12 protein-coding genes, 1 tRNA gene, 1 other RNA gene and 1 pseudogene are annotated in these 16,530 nt (G+C 66.0%); 8 read left to right on the top strand and 7 right to left on the bottom strand.

Translation table 11 applies throughout. From position 1 onward, the window contains the following. Positions 1-7: 7 nt before the first annotated feature. The 3 genes and pseudogenes from NDY25_RS19255 to NDY25_RS19245 all read right to left on the bottom strand — a co-directional run bounded on the left by NDY25_RS19255 (position 8) and on the right by NDY25_RS19245 (position 3,794). Positions 8-1,739: pseudogene (locus NDY25_RS19255) on the bottom strand (N-acetylmuramoyl-L-alanine amidase). 70 nt (positions 1,740-1,809) lie between these two features. Next, a complete protein-coding gene (gene tsaE / locus NDY25_RS19250) occupies positions 1,810-2,310 on the bottom strand; it encodes a tRNA (adenosine(37)-N6)-threonylcarbamoyltransferase complex ATPase subunit type 1 TsaE (protein WP_168957358.1) in 501 nt (166 codons plus the stop codon). Further along, positions 2,307-3,794, bottom strand: a complete 1,488-nt coding sequence (locus NDY25_RS19245) for an NAD(P)H-hydrate dehydratase (protein WP_168957357.1) — start codon at positions 3,792-3,794, stop codon at positions 2,307-2,309. Before NDY25_RS19245 ends, tsaE begins: the two co-directional genes overlap by 4 nt. 24 nt (positions 3,795-3,818) lie before the next feature. Between NDY25_RS19245 and queG the strand changes: the two genes are divergently transcribed. Together queG and xseA are read left to right on the top strand one after the other, a co-directional pair. After that, positions 3,819-4,886, top strand: a complete 1,068-nt coding sequence (queG, locus tag NDY25_RS19240) for a tRNA epoxyqueuosine(34) reductase QueG (protein ID WP_168957356.1) — start codon at positions 3,819-3,821, stop codon at positions 4,884-4,886. Between the two features lie 54 nt (positions 4,887-4,940). Next, on the top strand, positions 4,941-6,278 hold the full coding sequence (xseA, locus tag NDY25_RS19235; protein WP_168957355.1) for an exodeoxyribonuclease VII large subunit: 1,338 nt from the start codon (positions 4,941-4,943) through the stop codon (positions 6,276-6,278). Between the two features lie 590 nt (positions 6,279-6,868). Here xseA and NDY25_RS19230 read toward each other — a convergent pair. Both NDY25_RS19230 and NDY25_RS19225 read right to left on the bottom strand, forming a co-directional pair. Continuing rightward, positions 6,869-8,122, bottom strand: a complete 1,254-nt coding sequence (locus NDY25_RS19230) for a virulence factor family protein (protein ID WP_168957354.1) — start codon at positions 8,120-8,122, stop codon at positions 6,869-6,871. A 261-nt stretch (positions 8,123-8,383) separates the two neighbouring features. Then, positions 8,384-10,228 (bottom strand): formylglycine-generating enzyme family protein, encoded by a 1,845-nt coding sequence (locus tag NDY25_RS19225; protein ID WP_218973936.1) that lies wholly within the window; start codon positions 10,226-10,228, stop codon positions 8,384-8,386. 118 nt (positions 10,229-10,346) lie between these two features. Between NDY25_RS19225 and rnd the strand changes: the two genes are divergently transcribed. From rnd to NDY25_RS19195, 6 genes are all read left to right on the top strand, one after another. Next, entirely contained in the window at positions 10,347-11,441 is a 1,095-nt protein-coding gene (rnd, locus tag NDY25_RS19220; RefSeq protein ID WP_006453237.1) for a ribonuclease D, read from the top strand. 234 nt (positions 11,442-11,675) lie between these two features. Continuing rightward, complete coding sequence (locus NDY25_RS19215; protein ID WP_023904240.1) at positions 11,676-12,077, top strand: H-NS family nucleoid-associated regulatory protein; 402 nt, start codon at positions 11,676-11,678, stop codon at positions 12,075-12,077. A gap of 105 nt (positions 12,078-12,182) precedes the next feature. After that, a tRNA-Ala gene (locus NDY25_RS19210) sits at positions 12,183-12,258 on the top strand. A gap of 197 nt (positions 12,259-12,455) precedes the next feature. After that, complete coding sequence (locus tag NDY25_RS19205) at positions 12,456-12,632, top strand: hypothetical protein (RefSeq protein ID WP_168957353.1); 177 nt, start codon at positions 12,456-12,458, stop codon at positions 12,630-12,632. A 98-nt stretch (positions 12,633-12,730) separates the two neighbouring features. Continuing rightward, a non-coding RNA gene (locus tag NDY25_RS19200) (sX9 sRNA) lies at positions 12,731-12,805 on the top strand. A 185-nt stretch (positions 12,806-12,990) separates the two neighbouring features. Next, entirely contained in the window at positions 12,991-14,076 is a 1,086-nt protein-coding gene (locus NDY25_RS19195; protein ID WP_168957352.1) for a sensor domain-containing diguanylate cyclase, read from the top strand. Positions 14,077-14,128: 52 nt separating this feature from the next. Here the strand turns inward: NDY25_RS19195 and NDY25_RS19190 are convergent, their stop codons facing one another. Both NDY25_RS19190 and NDY25_RS19185 read right to left on the bottom strand, forming a co-directional pair. After that, the gene (locus NDY25_RS19190) at positions 14,129-14,638 is read right to left on the bottom strand and encodes a chemotaxis protein CheW (RefSeq protein WP_168957351.1); all 510 of its coding nucleotides are present in this window, start codon (positions 14,636-14,638) and stop codon (positions 14,129-14,131) included. Positions 14,639-14,649: 11 nt separating this feature from the next. Further along, positions 14,650-16,308, bottom strand: coding sequence for a methyl-accepting chemotaxis protein (locus tag NDY25_RS19185; protein ID WP_023904244.1), 1,659 nt, complete (start codon positions 16,306-16,308; stop codon positions 14,650-14,652). Positions 16,309-16,530 lie beyond the last annotated feature (222 nt).

Raw genomic sequence — 16,530 nt, 5'->3', positions numbered from 1 at the left:
GAGCGGGTCAGCGGCTGCCGCCGGCCACGGTGCCGGCGCTTGCATCGGCTTCGGCCTGCGCACGCGCGGCGAACAGGGTGCCCGGTGGCGGCTGGCGAGTGAAGAAGGTATCGATGCCGTCCAGCACGGCCGAGGCGATCTTGCGCTGGTAGGCCGGATCGATCAGGCGACGCTCTTCATCCGGATTGGAGATGAAGGCGGTCTCCACCAGCATCGCCGGCATGTCCGAGGTCCGCAGTACCGCGAAGTTGGCGCGTTCCAGAAACGGCTTGTGGTTGTTGCCGATCCGCTTGAGCCCGCCCAGCACATGGCCGGCAGCATCTTCGGAAGCCTTCATGTGGCCGCTTTGCGCCAGATCCAGCAAGACGTTGGCAAGCGTGCTTTCGGTCTGCTGCAAGCGCACGCCACCGACCAGATCGGCGGCGTTTTCCTTGTCGGCCAACCAACGCGCGCGCTGCGAGGAAGCGCCCTTGGTCGACAGCACGTAGACGGATGAGCCGGTTGCGCTGCGATTTTCTGCGGCATCGGCATGGATCGAGATGAAGATGTCGGCCTTGGCGGCGCGGGCTTTTTGCGCGCGCATCGGCAGCGGAATGAACACGTCGGTGTCGCGCGTCATGTACGCCTTCATGCCGGGCGTTGCGTTGATCTGGCGCGCCAGTTCGCGGCCGACTGCCAGGGTGACGTCTTTTTCGCGCTTGCCGGTCGGGCCCATCGCACCCGGGTCCTGGCCACCGTGGCCGGGATCGATTGCCACGATCAACGGGCGCATGCCCGGCGCCATCTTGATCCGCGAGGCTTCGCTGGGCAGGACCGGGCGCGGCGGGATATCGTCGCTGTCTGTGCCCGCAACCACGCCTGAGGCCGCGTTCGGCATGGCTGCCGCGGTGTTGCCGGGTGCAACGCCCATCGGCGCAGTGCCACCGTTCAAGATCGCAGCGGGCGATGCGCTGCCGCCAGTCATCGCCACGCCTGTGGGTGCATTGGCAGTGGTGACCGGGACGCGATTGGGCGTAGTGCTGCCGGCGCTTGCCGGCATAGCCGTACTGGTCGTCACCGCGCTCGTGGCAACGCCGGGACGCGGCGTCGGCACGCCAGTGGCGACCGTTGTCGGAACGGGTGCCGTTGTGACGGTAGGCATGGCCGATGCAGGCACGTACGCCGCTGGTGCTGGCCTGCGGCGGTGGCGCGGATGAGGCGCGCTGCGCAGATGCAGCCAAGGCTGCGGTCGCACGCGCTGCCTCGGCCTGTGCATTCACCGGCTGCGCAGTGACCGGGCGCGGTACCGGCATTGCCGTAGGCGCTGTCGTCGCGGTGGCGGCCGTGGCCGCAACCGGGGTCGGATCACCCGGCCACTCGATCACCAAGGTCGAGGCACTGCCCAGCGTCTGCATCTGTGGCTTCAGCGGCGTGACCGGCGTTGCCAGCTCGAACACCACCCGGAACGTCCCCGGCACCGGTTGGCCCGTGCGCACCGAGGTCACCAGACCGGCAGCGCCAGGCAGCTTGAGACCGCGCACGCCCGCAGAATCGGGGAAATCCACTACCAACCGATTGGGGTTGGCCAACGACAGCGTCTTGAAGCCGCCGCTGCCGGCAAGCTGAATCTCGGCGCGCGTGCCGGTTGCGCCGGTGCTGACACCAACGCTCTTGATTTCGCCGGCCCACGCAGCAAAAACCGCCAGGCTCAGGCTGGCGGTCAGGGCAGAAACACAGAACTGGCGGATCCCCGGTGTCATGGGGCTGGATTCAATCACCCAATAGTGTCAATTGCAAGGTGATTTCCCTTAATAATCCACAACCTGGCGTTCATTGTTCTTGTGAGCCGACAGAAAGCGCCTGCAACTCGGGGTGCTGTGCCAGACGTGCCAGCCAACCGCGCCCGGTTTCGCTACGGCCCAGCAGCTTGACGCTGCGGCCCTCGCCTTCAACGGCCAGTTCCACGTCCAGATCCACCGGCGGCAGGGCGCCTGCGCCGCGTTCAGGCCATTCGACCAGCCACAGGCTCGCGCTGCCCTCATCGAGCCCGAGAAAGTCCAATTCGCCGGCATGCCCGATGCGGTACAGATCCAGGTGCCAGGCCTCGTCGCCGGTGCTGAGCGGATAGCGCTCGACCAAGGTGTAGGTGGGGCTGCGGATCGGTCCGGTGACACCGAGTGCGCGCAACAGCGCGCGCGCCAGGGTGGATTTGCCGGCACCAAGATCGCCATGCAGCTGCACCATCGCAGCAGTGGGTCGCACTGCGGCCAGGGCCTGACCCAGGGTTTCGGTGGCCTGCGCGTCGACCAGTTGTGCGGTGAATTGGCTCATGCAATGGCTCCGGCGTTGGCGAGGCGGCGCAGTTCGGGTAACAAATCCGTTGGCAGCAGGCCGCGCTCGCCAGCGCGCGCGGCCGCGTCGCCAGCGCAGGCATGCAACAAGGCGCCCAGGCTGGCGGCATCGAGCGGCGACCAGCCCTGCGCCAGCAAGGCAGCGATCACGCCGGTCAGCAGATCGCCCATGCCGCCCACCGCCATGCCCGGATTGCCGGCGTCGATGATGCGGGGCACGGCGTGCGGCGCGGCGATCACGCTGCCGGCGCCTTTCAGCACCACAACCGCGTCGAAGCGCTTGGCCAAGGCGTCTGCGGCAGCCAGGCGGTCGCGCTGGACGTGTGCGGTGGACAGGCCAAGCAAACGGCCGGCCTCGCCGGGATGTGGGGTCAACACGCGCGGCCCGCGGCTCGGCACTGCGTTGGCAGCCAGCAGATTCAGGCCGTCGGCATCGATGACGACCGCGGTATCCGAGGCAAGCACCGCATGCCATAACGCCTGCGCCCAGGCGTCCTGACCCAGGCCCGGCCCCAGTGCGACCACGTCGGCCGCATCGGCCAGTGCGGCGATGTCGTCGTCGGCCTGCACCGCGCGCACCATCGCTTCCGGGCAGCGCGTGAGCAGCGGCACCACGTGCTCGGCGCGGGTCGCGACCTGCACCAGCCCTGCGCCGCTGCGCAAGGCCGCTTCGGCGGTCAGCATGATCGCGCCGCCGCTACCGAGATTGCCGCCCACGCACAGCACCCGCCCGGATTCGCCCTTGTGCGTATTGCGTCGGCGCGGCCGCAACTGCGCGGCCAAGGCGTCGATATCCCAACTGTGTGCGGCAGGCTCCAGCCCGTCGAACGCGGCATCCGGCACCTCAAGCGAGGCAATCGCGCGCTCGCCGGCATGCTCCAGCGCATCGCCGGTGTACAGCCCGATATGCGGCACGATGAACTGCAAGGTGACGTCTGCGCGCACCGCGGCATCGAAGGCCACGCCGTGATCGGCATCGATGCCGCTGGGCACATCCAGCGCGAACACCGGCACGCCGGCTGCGTTGATGGCCTCGATCAATGACGCGGTGTCAGCATCCGGCGCACGGTTGAGGCCGATGCCGAACAGCGCATCGACGATCACATCGGCCTGCGCCAGCGGAGACGGAAACAATGCGATCGCGCCACCAACGCCCAGGTAATCGGTGCAGGCCCGCTGTGACAGCGCCGAGGCCGGGCCGTGCTCTGGAAGATGCACCACCCGCACATCACGCCCGGCCCGCTGCGCCAGGCGCGCCAGTACATAGCCATCGCCACCGTTGTTGCCGGTGCCGCACACTACCACGATGCGGCGCGCTTGCGGCCAGCGTTCCAGCAGGTAATGCCAGGCGGCCTGCCCGGCGCGTTGCATCAATAGATAGCCATCGTCACCGAGCAGCGCGGTGGCCTGCGCATCCAGCCGGCGCGCGGCGGCGGTGTCGTAGAGATCGAGCGGTACGTACATGCCGGGAATTCTATACTTGTCGCCATGTCCGCCGTCCTCGCCCGCCCCGACCCCACCGACGCCGCCGCGCGCATCCGTGCGCTTGCGCGCGAGGCCGGCTTTCAACGCTGCGGCATCACCGGCATCGAGCTGGGCGAAGACGAGGTACATCTGCGCAGCTGGCTGGAAGAAGGCCTGTACGGGACCATGCACTGGATGGCCCAGCACGGCGACAAGCGTTCGCGCCCGCAGGAGCTGGTGCCCGGCACCTTGCGGGTGTTGTCGGTGGGCATGGACTACGGCCGCAAGGACGACACTGAAGCCTGGAACACCTTGCACGACGGCCGCCGCGCCTATGTGGCGCGGTATGCGCTGGGGCGCGATTACCACAAGCTGATGCGTAACCGGCTGCAGAAACTGGCCGAGCGCATCCAGGGCGAAGTCGGCGCGTTCGGCTATCGCGTATTCGTCGATTCCGCACCGGTGCTGGAGCGCGCATTGGCGCGCAACGCCGGGCTGGGCTGGATCGGCAAACACACCTGCCTGATCGATCGCAATGGCGGTTCATGGTTTTTTCTGGGCGAGATCTACCTCGATCTGCCGCTGCCCATCGATACCCCGGCCACCGCGCATTGCGGCACCTGCACGCGCTGCATCGACATCTGCCCGACCCAGGCCATCATCGCCCCGCACCGGCTGGATGCGCGCCGCTGCATCGCCTATCTCACCATCGAACACGATGGCGCAATCCCTGAGGAAATGCGCAAGCCGATCGGCAACCGCATCTTCGGTTGCGACGACTGCCAGCTGGTCTGTCCCTGGAACAAGTTCGCCCAACGCACCGACGAAGCCGATTTCCGTGCCCGCAACGACCTGGATGTAGCGACGCTGCCGCAGCTGTTCACATGGGACACGGACGAGTTCCTGCGCCGTACCGAGGGCAGCCCGATCCGCCGCAGCGGCCACGAACGCTGGCTGCGCAATATCGCAGTGGGGCTGGGCAATGCACCCGGCACGCCGGAGGTGTTGGCGGCGCTGCAAGCGCGTCGCCACGACGCCTCGGAGCTGGTGCGCGAACACGTGGGCTGGGCGCTGGCGCAACACGGTTTGTGAGCATCCGCGTGATGCACTCACGCATGCGCATTGCCGCTGCGGGATAATGCGCCGATGGCCGACCGCAACGAACAGATCCTCACCCCCAGCCAGCTCAACACGCTGGCACGCGACCTGCTGGAAGGCAGCTTCCCGCTGGTCTGGGTGGAAGCAGAGCTGAGCAGCGTCACGCGCCCGTCTTCGGGCCATCTGTATTTCACGCTCAAGGACGCACGCGCGCAGATCCGTTGCGCGATGTTCAAGCCCAAGAGCACCTGGCTGAAGTTCCAGCCGCGCGAAGGCCTGCGCGTGCTCGCGCGCGGACGTCTCACCCTGTACGAAGCGCGCGGCGACTACCAGCTGGTGCTGGACCACATGGAAGAAGCCGGCGAAGGCGCCTTGCGTCGCGCCTTCGACGAGCTGCGCGCACGCCTGGCCGCCGAAGGCCTGTTCGATGCCGAGCGCAAGCAGCCGTTGCCGGCGCATGTGCGGCGCCTGGCGGTGATTACCTCACCCAGCGGTGCAGCAGTGCGTGATGTGCTCAGCGTGCTGGCGCGACGTTTCCCGCTGCTGGAAGTGGACCTGCTGCCCTCGCTGGTGCAAGGCGACAGCGCCGCCGCGCAGATCACCTCGCTGCTGCAGCGCGCAGACGCCTCCGGGCGCTACGACGTCATTCTGATCACCCGCGGCGGCGGCTCGCTGGAAGATCTATGGGCGTTCAACGACGAGCGCCTGGCCCGCGCAATTGCCGCCGCGCAGACACCGGTGGTGTCGGCGGTTGGTCACGAGACCGACTTCAGCCTCAGCGACTTCGTTGCCGATGTGCGTGCGCCTACGCCCTCGGTGGCCGCCGAGTTGCTGGTGCCCGATCAACGCGAGCTGGTCGCCCGCGTGCGGCGTGCACATGCGCGCATGGCCCAGCTGCAACAACACGCGCTGGGCAACGCGATGCAGCGCGCCGATCGGCTTGCATTGCGTCTGCGTGCGCACAGCCCGCAGGCGCGGCTGCAACTGCTGCACCGCCGCCAGGAAGATGCCGGCCGCCAGTTGCGTGCACGCATGACACAGGTACTGGAGCGGCTGCAAGCACGTGTGCAACGTGGGCAGGCACGCCTGCATGCGCACAACCCGCAACGCGATCTGGCCAACTTGCAGCAGCGCCTGCAGGCCTTGCATCCGCAGGCAGCCATGCAGCGACGCTTGCAACACGATCAACTGCGGCTGCGTGGTCTTGCGCGCTCGCTGGAAGCGGTCAGCCCGCTGGCCACGGTGGCGCGCGGCTACGCCATCGTGACCCGACCCGTCGATGGCAGCGTGGTGCGCAGCGCTGGCGAGGTGAGTCCCGGAGAGCGCCTGCGTGCGCAGCTGGCCGATGGCAACATTGAGGTACGCGTAGAACGCAGCGAAGGCTAAGAGCAGCTGACACACACTCTTGAACGCTGTATCGATGGCGGCAACATGTTTGGCGCACTCGCCTTCGTTGACGCGTGGAGTGATGTCGAAAATGGCAGCGACATTGATCGAATCGAAAACCGCTGATCAGAACGCCCGTCATCGCACAACTCGCGGCATGCACCGCTCGCACCAAGCGCACCGACCTTCCCCACTGGTCCTTGCCCGCCCACCGTCGCGGGACCTTACGCGGCATGGATGCCGCGTAAGAGCCTACACGGACGTACTTGCGGCGTGTCCCGCGACGGTGGGCGGGCAAGGGCCCTGCAGCCAACTTGCAGATCAGCCGCTCTGCAAGTGATGTATCGAGGTATTCGATCACTCCAGGACAAACGAGAATTCGCGTCGTAGCGTCGTCGAGATGCAATCAAATGCACGGTTCAAAAAGTTCAGCGCATCGAGGGCGCAATGCCCTCACCACGCGCGGGACACGCCGTGAATCAGTCCATGAAGAATTCTTGGCGGCATCCATGCCCCCAAGGGTCCCGCAAGCGGTGAGGACATCGCACCTGGCAACTCGGTTGTGTGCTGTTGGTTAGTCGTGTCGCCCCTCAACCACGGCTGGGCGTGGACGTCTGCACCGCATGCTGCCAGCCTTGCAGCAACACTCCGGCCAACACCGCAGGATCATGATCGAAGTGATGACCACCCGGGCGCGCAACCACCTCGACACCGCGTGCGCGTAACTCAGGGCACAGCGTGTCCTTTTCCTGATCGCCGTAGATGCATTGCAGGCGATGCGCGTCCAGCGACTGGATCGCCGGTTCCACATCGCGCTCGGCATCGTTGTGCCACCCCAGCCAGCCGCCGACGCGCACCTTGAAATCGGCCTGGTGACCAAGACCGAGCAAGCTGACGAATTGCACCGAGGCACGCTGGCGCGGCGACAGCTCAGGATAGGCGAACGGCAGCACGTCGGCGCCGAACGAGTAGCCCACCAAGGCGACGTGTTGGATATGCCAGCGCTGCCGATACGTGGCGATCACCCGATCCAGATCCGCCCCGACCTGCTGCGGCGTGCGGCTGCCCCAGAAGTAGCGCAGGCTGTTCCAGCCCACCACCGACACGCCCTGCTGCTGCAACTGCGCGGCGATGCCTTTGTCCAGTTCGCGCCAACCACCATCGCCGGACAGCATCACCACCAAGCGGTCGCTGCCGGGCGCATGCAGTTCCACCAACGGCAGATCGCCCACCCCTTGCGCCTGCGCTGCCTGAAAATGGCCAAGGGTGGCGGCGGCAATCTGCATCGGGTTGGCGTCGTCGACCAGATCATCGAGGAAGCCCTGATTCGCATCGGGCACATCGCGTGCGCAGGCCAGGCCGAAGTCGCTGGTGCCGCCATCGGCGACAACCGCGCCCCCCAGCACGTCCGGCGCGGCTGAGGCCAGCGCCTGGCGTGCCAGCACCGCACCATCGCCCTGCCCCACCAGCACCGGCGGCAGGAACGCATCCACGTGCTCGGCGCGCAGCAACTTCTTGCCCAGCCGCTCGGCATCGTCGGCCAGCGAGCTACAGGCGGCGCGGTGAGACCGCACACGTTCGCGGTAGCTGGCGGTGTCGATTATCGCGACCAACGCGCCGTCGTTGCTCAACATCTCGGCAAGCCGCTGGCCGTCCTGGGCATGGCCGCTGTCGGGCAACAGCACCACCATCGCCTTGGGTGTGCCCTCGGGGCGCACCACTTCGACCGAGCCGTAATGCCCGGCAGTGTTTCCATCCTGCAGATGCCGCGCTACCGCGTAGCCGCTGCCACCGATCAGCAGCACTGCGATCAGCCAACGAAACAAACGGATTCCCCAGCTCATCGCAGCCATCCTTTAGAAGTGCTGGCACTGCAGACCGCAGCGAACGCCCGTGGGTTCCGGAGCGGTTCGGGGGCTGTTCGCTGGGGTTAAGCCTGCACACCGTGTGACCCGTGGTCGGCGGTAAACAACACCGGACCGGCGCTCATCGGGAAGCTGCAACCGGCACGCGGCAATCGCACCCCGACTGGCGCCAAGAACGTCGATCTGCACTGCTGCGATCACACCCTTGGCGGCGACAGGCCTGCCGCCCGTACCGCCGCCCTAGATGCCGCGCGCCACGCGGAAGCCGATGCGCGCGCTGGTGCTATCGGAGTCCTGCGACTGCCGCCAGGCCGCACGCGTCTGCTGCGGAGAATTGGCCCAGCTACCGCCGCGGATCATGCGCTGCCGGCAACCGGGGTTGAACCACGCCGCACCGTCGGCCGGCGCGCGCCGGTAGCTGGCATGCCAGCAGTCGGCCACCCACTCGCTCAGGTTGCCGCCCATGTCGTGCAGGCCCCAGGCGTTGGCGCGAAAGCTGCCCACCGGCGCCGGCCCCCAGAAACCGTCGCCATAGCCGACAAAGCCGTTGTTCCAATGCCGGCCACTGCGCGAGACATCGTTGCCGCCGGTAAAATTACCCGCATCCAGCGGCGGCGAGCCGGCATTGCCCCACGGATAACGCCCGGTGGTGCCGGCGCGCACCGCGTATTCGAACTCGGCCTCGCTGGGCACGTGGTAATGGCGGCCGGTCTGTTCCGATAACCAGCTCGCATAGGCTTCGGCGTCGCGGATGCTGACGTGGATCACCGGGCTGTTGGGCGCGGCCTGCGCGCCGTTGTAGTCGGATTGCCAATCCACCCCGCTGCGGCGGATGAAGTTGCCGCTGCGCTCGTCGTACACCACCGAGTGACCGCGTCGGGTGGCACGCGGGCGGGCGCCGGTCGCCTCGATGAATTGACGAAACTCGGCGACGGTCACTTCGGTGATCGACAGCGCAAAGCCCCGAGCGAAGCGCACGTAATGCGCGGGGCGCTCGTTGTCGGACGCTCCCGGCTCGGCGTCGCCTGCACCCATCTGAAACGCGCCATGCGGCACCACGATCATCTGCGGCCCGCGCCCGCCCACTTTGAGCCCATCGGTGAACACCTGCCCGGGGCGAAAACTACCGTAATGGGTGGCCAATTCGAGACGACGGCGCAGATCGCCGGCCACCGGGTCGCCCGGGTCGGCGATGCGCAACACTTCGGCCAATTTCTCGCCGGCCGGCTTGAGCCCCCGCGGCGAGTTCAGATCGTGCAGGCCGGCATCGTGCAAGGCGGCGATCTGCGCGTGGCGCATGCGCTCCACACGTGCCCGTGCATCGGCAATGGTCGGCGCGCGTTCGCGCACCTGCCCGGCCATCTGCAACCAGTAACGCGCAGCGATGAAATCGCCTGCCTCGGCAGCCTGCTCGGCACGTGCCAGCAAGCCGCTTTCCACGGCCGCAAGTCCTTGACGCGTGCGTGGGTTGTCGGGGTCCAGCCGGGCCGCATCACGAAAATTCACCAGCGCGCCATTGCCGTCTTCGCCCAGCCGCCCACCGCGCAGATCTTCTTCCCCGGCACGGTTGAAGCCGAGCACGCGCTGCGCGGTTTCAACCGCACTCTGCAGCGCGCGCACCTTGGGATCCTGCGGCGCCAGCGCCAGCGCCACGATGGCCAGCTCACGCGCCTGCTCGAGCGCATCGTCCTGGCGCTCGGTCTGTTCGATCAAGTCCTCGCCGCGCTCGATCAGCCGGCGCCGCGCCTGCTCCAGCCCGCGACGGCTGGCCGCATCCTTGCCGTCGGCACGTTGCTGGATCGCCAAATACAACGGGATCGCATCGTCGGCACTGCGAAACAGCCGATCTTCCTCCAAGGCCTGGTCGGCACGCTTGCGCGCCTGCGCCAAAGGTTCGTCGCCCAGGTCCACTGCCGGCGGTTGCCATTGCGCCACGGTCTCGGCGGATTCTTCGCCACTGATCGAGACATTCGGCTTGCTCGGCACCGCAGCTGCGGCTGCAGGTTGTGGCGCAGCGGCAGGTGCTGGCGTGGGCGCACGCGAACAGGCGCACAGGCTTAACGCGACCAGTCCCCACGCTGCCATCCGGTTACCGCACTCACCCACCACCTGCTCCTTCCAGTGCTCTGCCGCACGACAGGCGATCGCGACGTTAGGCTATTCTGCGCGTTCTGCGCAAACCCTCGCTGTCGACGGAAATCACGTGCCCCATTGGATCACCCACCCCTCCGAGCTGACGCAACGCCTGCACGCAGCGCGTCCGTCCCGCATTGGCCTGGACACCGAATTCATTCGCGAACGCACCTACTGGCCGCAACTGGCGCTGGTGCAGATGGCCATCGGCGAGGAGATCCTGCTGATCGACCCGCTGATTCCGGGCATGAACGCGGCGCTCGGGGAATGGTTGACCGCCACCGATATCGTCAAGGTGATGCACAGCGCCAGCGAAGATCTGGTCACCTTCAAATGCGCCTGCGGTGTGTTGCCGCGGCCGTTGTTCGATACCCAGATCGCTGCCGCGCTGGCCGGTGTGGGCGGTGGCATGGGCTATCAGAAGCTGGTGCAGGAAGTGACCGGCACCTTGCTGACCAAGGGCGAGACGCGCTCGGACTGGATGCGCCGGCCGCTCTCGCCCGCACAGCTGGAATACGCCGCCGACGATGTGCGCTATCTGTTTGCGATCCATGACGAACTCAGCCGCCGTCTGACCGAGCAGGATCGCCTGGGCTGGCTGGCCGAAGATGCCGAGCGCCTGCTCGCCACGGTGGAGCACGACGATGGCGAGCGTTGGCCGCATGTGAGCCTGCGCACCGCGCAATTTTTGGAACCTGCCGCGCAGCGTCGGTTGCTGCGGCTGCTGCGCTGGCGCGATCTGCAGGCGCGCCAGAGCGACCGCCCCCGCAGCTGGATCCTGGACAACGAACTGGCCAGCCAGCTGGCACGTTTTCCGCCCGACGATCTGGATGCCTTGCTGCGCCAGTTCGACAAATTCCCCAAGGCACCGCGCAAGCTCGCCGCCGCAGTGTGGGAAGCGCTCAACACACCGCTGCCGGACGAGGACCATGCGCCGCTGGCGCAGGCCGCCACCGACGGCAACAAGGCGGTACTCAAGCGCCTGCAGGACGCGGTGGCGCAGCGCAGCCGCGAACTGGGCCTGCCGGACGGCATCCTGGCCTCGCGCCGGCACCTGGAGAGCCTGATCGAACAACACAGCTGGCCTGCCCCGCTGGGCCAATGGCGCCGCGAGGTGCTGGAGGCACAAGTGCTGCCGCTGCTGGATGACGCTACCGCGCGGTGATCGCAGTAAGGTATCGCTCGCTGTATGGTGAGGGCCGGGTTGGCTGCACGGGCAGACCCTGGACGGCACCTGTCGCGGTACTGCAAAAAGCGACCGCACAGGCCCGGCGACAGGGGTTTCACACTCTGAGCAGGCACCCGCGCGACTAACGGCCGCCCACAGGCCGCATGCCATAATGACGCGCGCCCTCTGGGCGGCGTCTCCACTACTTTTTTATTCCGAGGCTATACCTCTGTGAGCAATACCACTTCGAAACTGGATTCCATCGCACAAGCCAAAGCCAAGCTGCTGGAGGAACTGCAGAAGCTGGAAGAACAGGAGAAGACCGAGCGCGCAAGCGAAGCATCGTCTGCGCATGCCACCATCGTCTCGCTGCTCGAACAGTTCGCCGGCCACTTCAACACCAAGCAGCGCAACGATATCGCCGGTTACCTGGGTACCGGCACCGCACGCAAGGAAGTGGTCAAGAGCGGCCGTAGCGAAGTCAAGCCGAAGTACGAACTGCCACACACCGGCGAAACCTGGTCCGGTCGCGGCCGCACCCCCAAGGCCTTCGCTGCATGGGAAGGCTCGGTGTCGTACAAGGAATGGAAGGCCAAGAACCCGGACCTCAAGTTCCCGCTGATCGGCGAGTGATTGCAGCGCGTCATTGACCCGGATCGCATCTTTGACGGTGCGTTCCGATACCGCAAGCCAGCCCTTGGCGAACCGCGCGGCATATGGTTAGAATCTAAAGCACGTGGGGCGGTAGCTCAGCTGGGAGAGCGTCGCGTTCGCATCGCGAAGGTCGAGGGTTCGATCCCCTTCCGCTCCACCATTGATTTTCAAAGAATCCTCGGGAACCACTGGTTGCCGGGGATTTTTTGTTTGTCGCGGGCTGGCGGCATTCGGGTTACTCACTCGGCGCCGACCTGGGCTTTTGAGCGTGCGCAGCTGTGAAAACGAAACCATGCCGCCAGGATCACACCGCGCGCGCTAACGTCCGTTTCTTCATTCACCCTGGACACGCACGCCATGAGCACTGAGCAGAAACAGCCCGACAACGTCACAGAGAATCAGCATGGCGCTGCCGAAAGCCAGCAGGACCGTCAGCACGATGAGGCGGCCAAGCAGCGCCCGGGCCAGAAGGACTTGCAGATCGACAAAGAAAACAACCGCCGTCCGCACGGCAACGCCGGTCAGGGCGAGTGATGCCACTGCGATGTCGGCACGCAGTCAGCCAGGACTAAAGCGGCTGGCAAAACTACTGCGCGGCCGCCAGGTGCGCGCGGTCGGTGCTCGGAATCGGCATGTAACACTCGTACACTCCGGTTCCTGCGCGCCGCCCGCAGCCACCTAACGACCGCTCGCTACGTTTGTTAGCCGCTCTAAAATGGCTCGATGCGTCCGCGCAGTGGCTCCTGTGGCAAGATCTAGGCACGCGCTCGCCGCTAGGGTGGCTGGCGCGCTAGTTCCAACAGTCAGGCGATGGCTCGGTTGTACCGGCCATCGCCGTGCTCGCACCTTGTCTTTCATCGCCTGACGGCGCCCTGTTCCGGTGGTCCTTTGCATGCAGAATCCCGACGCGCCCGCGTTGAGCCTGATCCACGCGACACTGTTGCCCGGCGGCATCAATGCGACCTTCGGCGCGCGCATGCCGGCCAATGAAGACGATCGCCTGGCCGCACTGCACGATTACCAGATTCTGGATACCGCGCCCGAGCCCAGTTACGACGAATTCACTGCGATCGCTGCGGCAGTGTGCCGGACGCCGATGGCGCTGATTTCGCTGATCGACACGCAACGCCAGTGGTTCAAATCCAGGATCGGCATGCAGCCGCGCGAGACGCCGCGCAATCTGTCGTTCTGCGCGCATGCCATTCTCGAACCCGATCAGGTGATGGAAGTCGGCGACACCCATCTGGACGCGCGTTTTGTCGACAATGCACTGGTCACCGGCGAACCGCAGATCCGCTTCTATGCAGGGGCCCCACTGCTGACCTCCGACGGTATCGCGCTGGGGACGCTGTGCGTGCTGGATCGCACGCCGCGGCGCTTGTCGGTGGCCGAACGCGACGCACTCAAGGCGCTTGCGCGGCAAGTCGTCACTACCATCGAGTTGCGCCACGCAGCCAAGCTGGTCGAGCTGGACGCGCTGCGCGACGAACTCACCGGCTTGTGGAATCGCGCCGGTCTGGAGCGCGCAGTGCACGCGCTTGCAGCCGCGCCGAGTGCTTCGGCTGAGCAATCGCTCGGCTTTCTGCTGATCGATCTGGATGGCTTCAAACGGCAGAAATTGCAGGCCGGCGCGGCTGCGGCGGATGCAACACTGGTCAAGGCCGCAAGAATGATCGAAGCGCAGCTGCCGCCCACCGCAAGTGTGGCCCGATTGAATTCGGATCAGCTGTGTGTGGCATTGCCGTCGACGTCGGCGCAGGTCGCTGTGGAAACCGCCGAACGGATCCGCGCGGCAATCGAAACGGCCACCTGGCCGAATGCTCCGTTGACGGTCAGCATCGGGCTGGTGGATGCACCTGCCTGCGATTTGCACGACACCAACGCCTTGCTGGCGCGCGCGCGGCATGCATTGCAGATCGCGGTACGCAGCGGGCGCAACCGCGTGCATCGCTTCGCTGGTTGGTACCTGCAGGATTGATTGGTGGCGATCGCGCCAGATGCCTGGTTCAGGCGTCTGGCGAGGCTGCAGCTCAGGCGGCCAGTGCATCGGCAGTGCCGGCAATCTCCTCGACATGCAGCACCTGCTCCATCTCCAGCAAGACCACAAAGCGCTCGCCGACCTTGCCCATGCCGCGTAGCAGATCGCGGCGGATATGCGTACCGAACGCGGGCGCGGCTTCGATGTCCTGATCGGCCAGTTCGATCACCGCGTTGACCGCATCGACCAATACCCCGATCACCTGCGGTCCCTGCGCCTGCTCGGTAGCCAGGATCACGATGCAGCTGCGTTTGCCGATGGCGCTGTCGGCACGCCCCAGCCGCGATTGCAGGTCCACCACCGGCACCACCGCACCGCGCAGATTGATCACCCCGCGCACGCAGGCCGGCATCGACGGCACCGGCGTCGGTGCGCGGTACTGGATGATTTCGCGAATGCCGAGAATGCTGATGGCGAAGGTTTCGCCGGCCAGTTGAAAGGTCAGGTACTGGGCCGCCGCATCGGCGTCGCCAGGCATCACATCGGGGGTCAGTGCAGTCATTGATCGGTCTCTCAGAAGCGGGCGAACTGGCCTTCGTCCGGGCCCTCGGACATGGCGTAGGCCGGCGCTGCAGTGCTGCGCCAACCACGTGCAGCTGCGGCGCGTGCCGGACGTGCGGCGACCGCCTTGCCACGCTTGGGCGGCGTGCTCGCAGGCCCCTGCCCGCCCAGGCGGAAGAACGCCATGCTCTGCTGCAGTTGTTCGGCCTGCGCGCTCATCTCTTCGGCAGTGGCGGCCAGTTCTTCGGACGCGCTGGCATTCTGCTGGGTGGTCTGACTGAGCTGCACCACCGCCGAATTGATCTGACTGACGCCGGAGGATTGCTCTTCGGAGGCGGCGGAAATCTCCTGCACTAGATCCGAGGTGCGCTTGATGCTGGGCACGATGGTGTCCAGCAAACGCCCTGCGCGATCGGCCAATTCCACGCTGGAACTTGCCACTTCGCCGATCTCCTGCGCGGCCACCTGGCTGCGTTCGGCCAGCTTGCGCACCTCGGCGGCGACCACGGCAAAGCCCTTGCCATGTTCGCCGGCGCGCGCCGCTTCGATCGCCGCGTTGAGCGCGAGCAGATTGGTCTGATAGGCGATGTCGTCGATGATGCCGATCTTCTGCGCGATCTGCTTCATCGCCTGGGTGGTGGCGACCACCGCTTCGCCACCTTCGATGGTTTCTTTCGCGGCCTGGGTGGCCATGCCATCGGTGATGCGCGCGTTCTCGGTGTTCTGGCTGATTGATGCGGTCATCTGTTCCAGCGAGGCGCTGGTTTCTTCCACACCGGCGGCCTGTTCACTGGCGGCCTGCGACAGGCTCTGCGCGGTGGCACTGACTTCTTCCGATGCGCTGGCCAGGGTCTCGGCACTGGTATTGACCTCGCCGACCACCTGCGACAGCTTCTGCACCATGGTGCGCATGGCTTCGAGCAACTGCGCGGTTTCATCGCGGCCCTGCACCTCGATGCGCATGCTCAGATCGCCTTCCGACAGTCCATTGGCAACCGCCACTGCACGGCGGATCGGGCCGGTGACGCTACGGCTGATCACCACACCGAGAATGGCACCGAGCAGCACGCCGCCGCAGATGATGGCGATCAGCAGTTTGGAAGCGCGTGCATGGATAGCACCGGTTTCCGCATTGGCCGATGCCGCGCTGCGCTCGCGCAGGCTGCTCAGATCGGTCATCAGGTTATCGACTTCATCCGAACTGGCGCGCACGGCGCGCGACAGCGCCGCCAATTCCGGATTGGTTTCGCGCAAGGCCTCGCGGTTGGCGACTTCGATAAAGCGGCCGCGCTCGTCCAGATACTTTTGCCAGGCACGATCGAACTGCGCCAGCTTGGTCTTGCCCTCTTCGGTTTCGAAACTGCCACGCGCACGGGTGATGTGATCGACCACCCTGGCGGTGTACTTGTCGATGCTCTGCACATGCGACTGGCGTTCTTCGGCGCTGCTGGCCAACAACAGATTGGCACGTGCGCGGCCTGCATAAATGAGGTTGATATTGGCCTCTTTCACGTTCGACAAGCCCAGCAATTCGCGCTCATACAGCGAGCTCGACAGGTCACTGATACGACCGGAGTTGGAATAGCCCACCCAGCCGATGCATGCGCCGATCGCCGAGACGATCAGGAACGCCACGATCAGCCTGGTTCCGATTCTGAAGTTGCCTAACATTGGAAAGTTCTCTTGAGGATGGTGCGCGCGACAAGCGCTGCAAGGACAAGCGATGGCGTGCTGCGAGGTAGCGATCACGACGACGCGGCGTTTCTAAACCGTTCGTTAATGGCTATCGGCGCAGGCAAAACGCGCTTGAGATGCGGGCATTACCGCGATGCCTATTCAGGCAGTTGGATGTGCGCTTTTGTGACCGGTCATGCGCTCGCAGCAGCCCACATT

This window comes from Xanthomonas hortorum pv. pelargonii (assembly GCF_024499015.1).
Taxonomy (GTDB): Bacteria; Pseudomonadota; Gammaproteobacteria; order Xanthomonadales; family Xanthomonadaceae; genus Xanthomonas; species Xanthomonas hortorum_B.
Note: the sequence above shows the minus strand (reverse complement) of the source record. Positions and strands in the feature narration are given on the sequence as shown.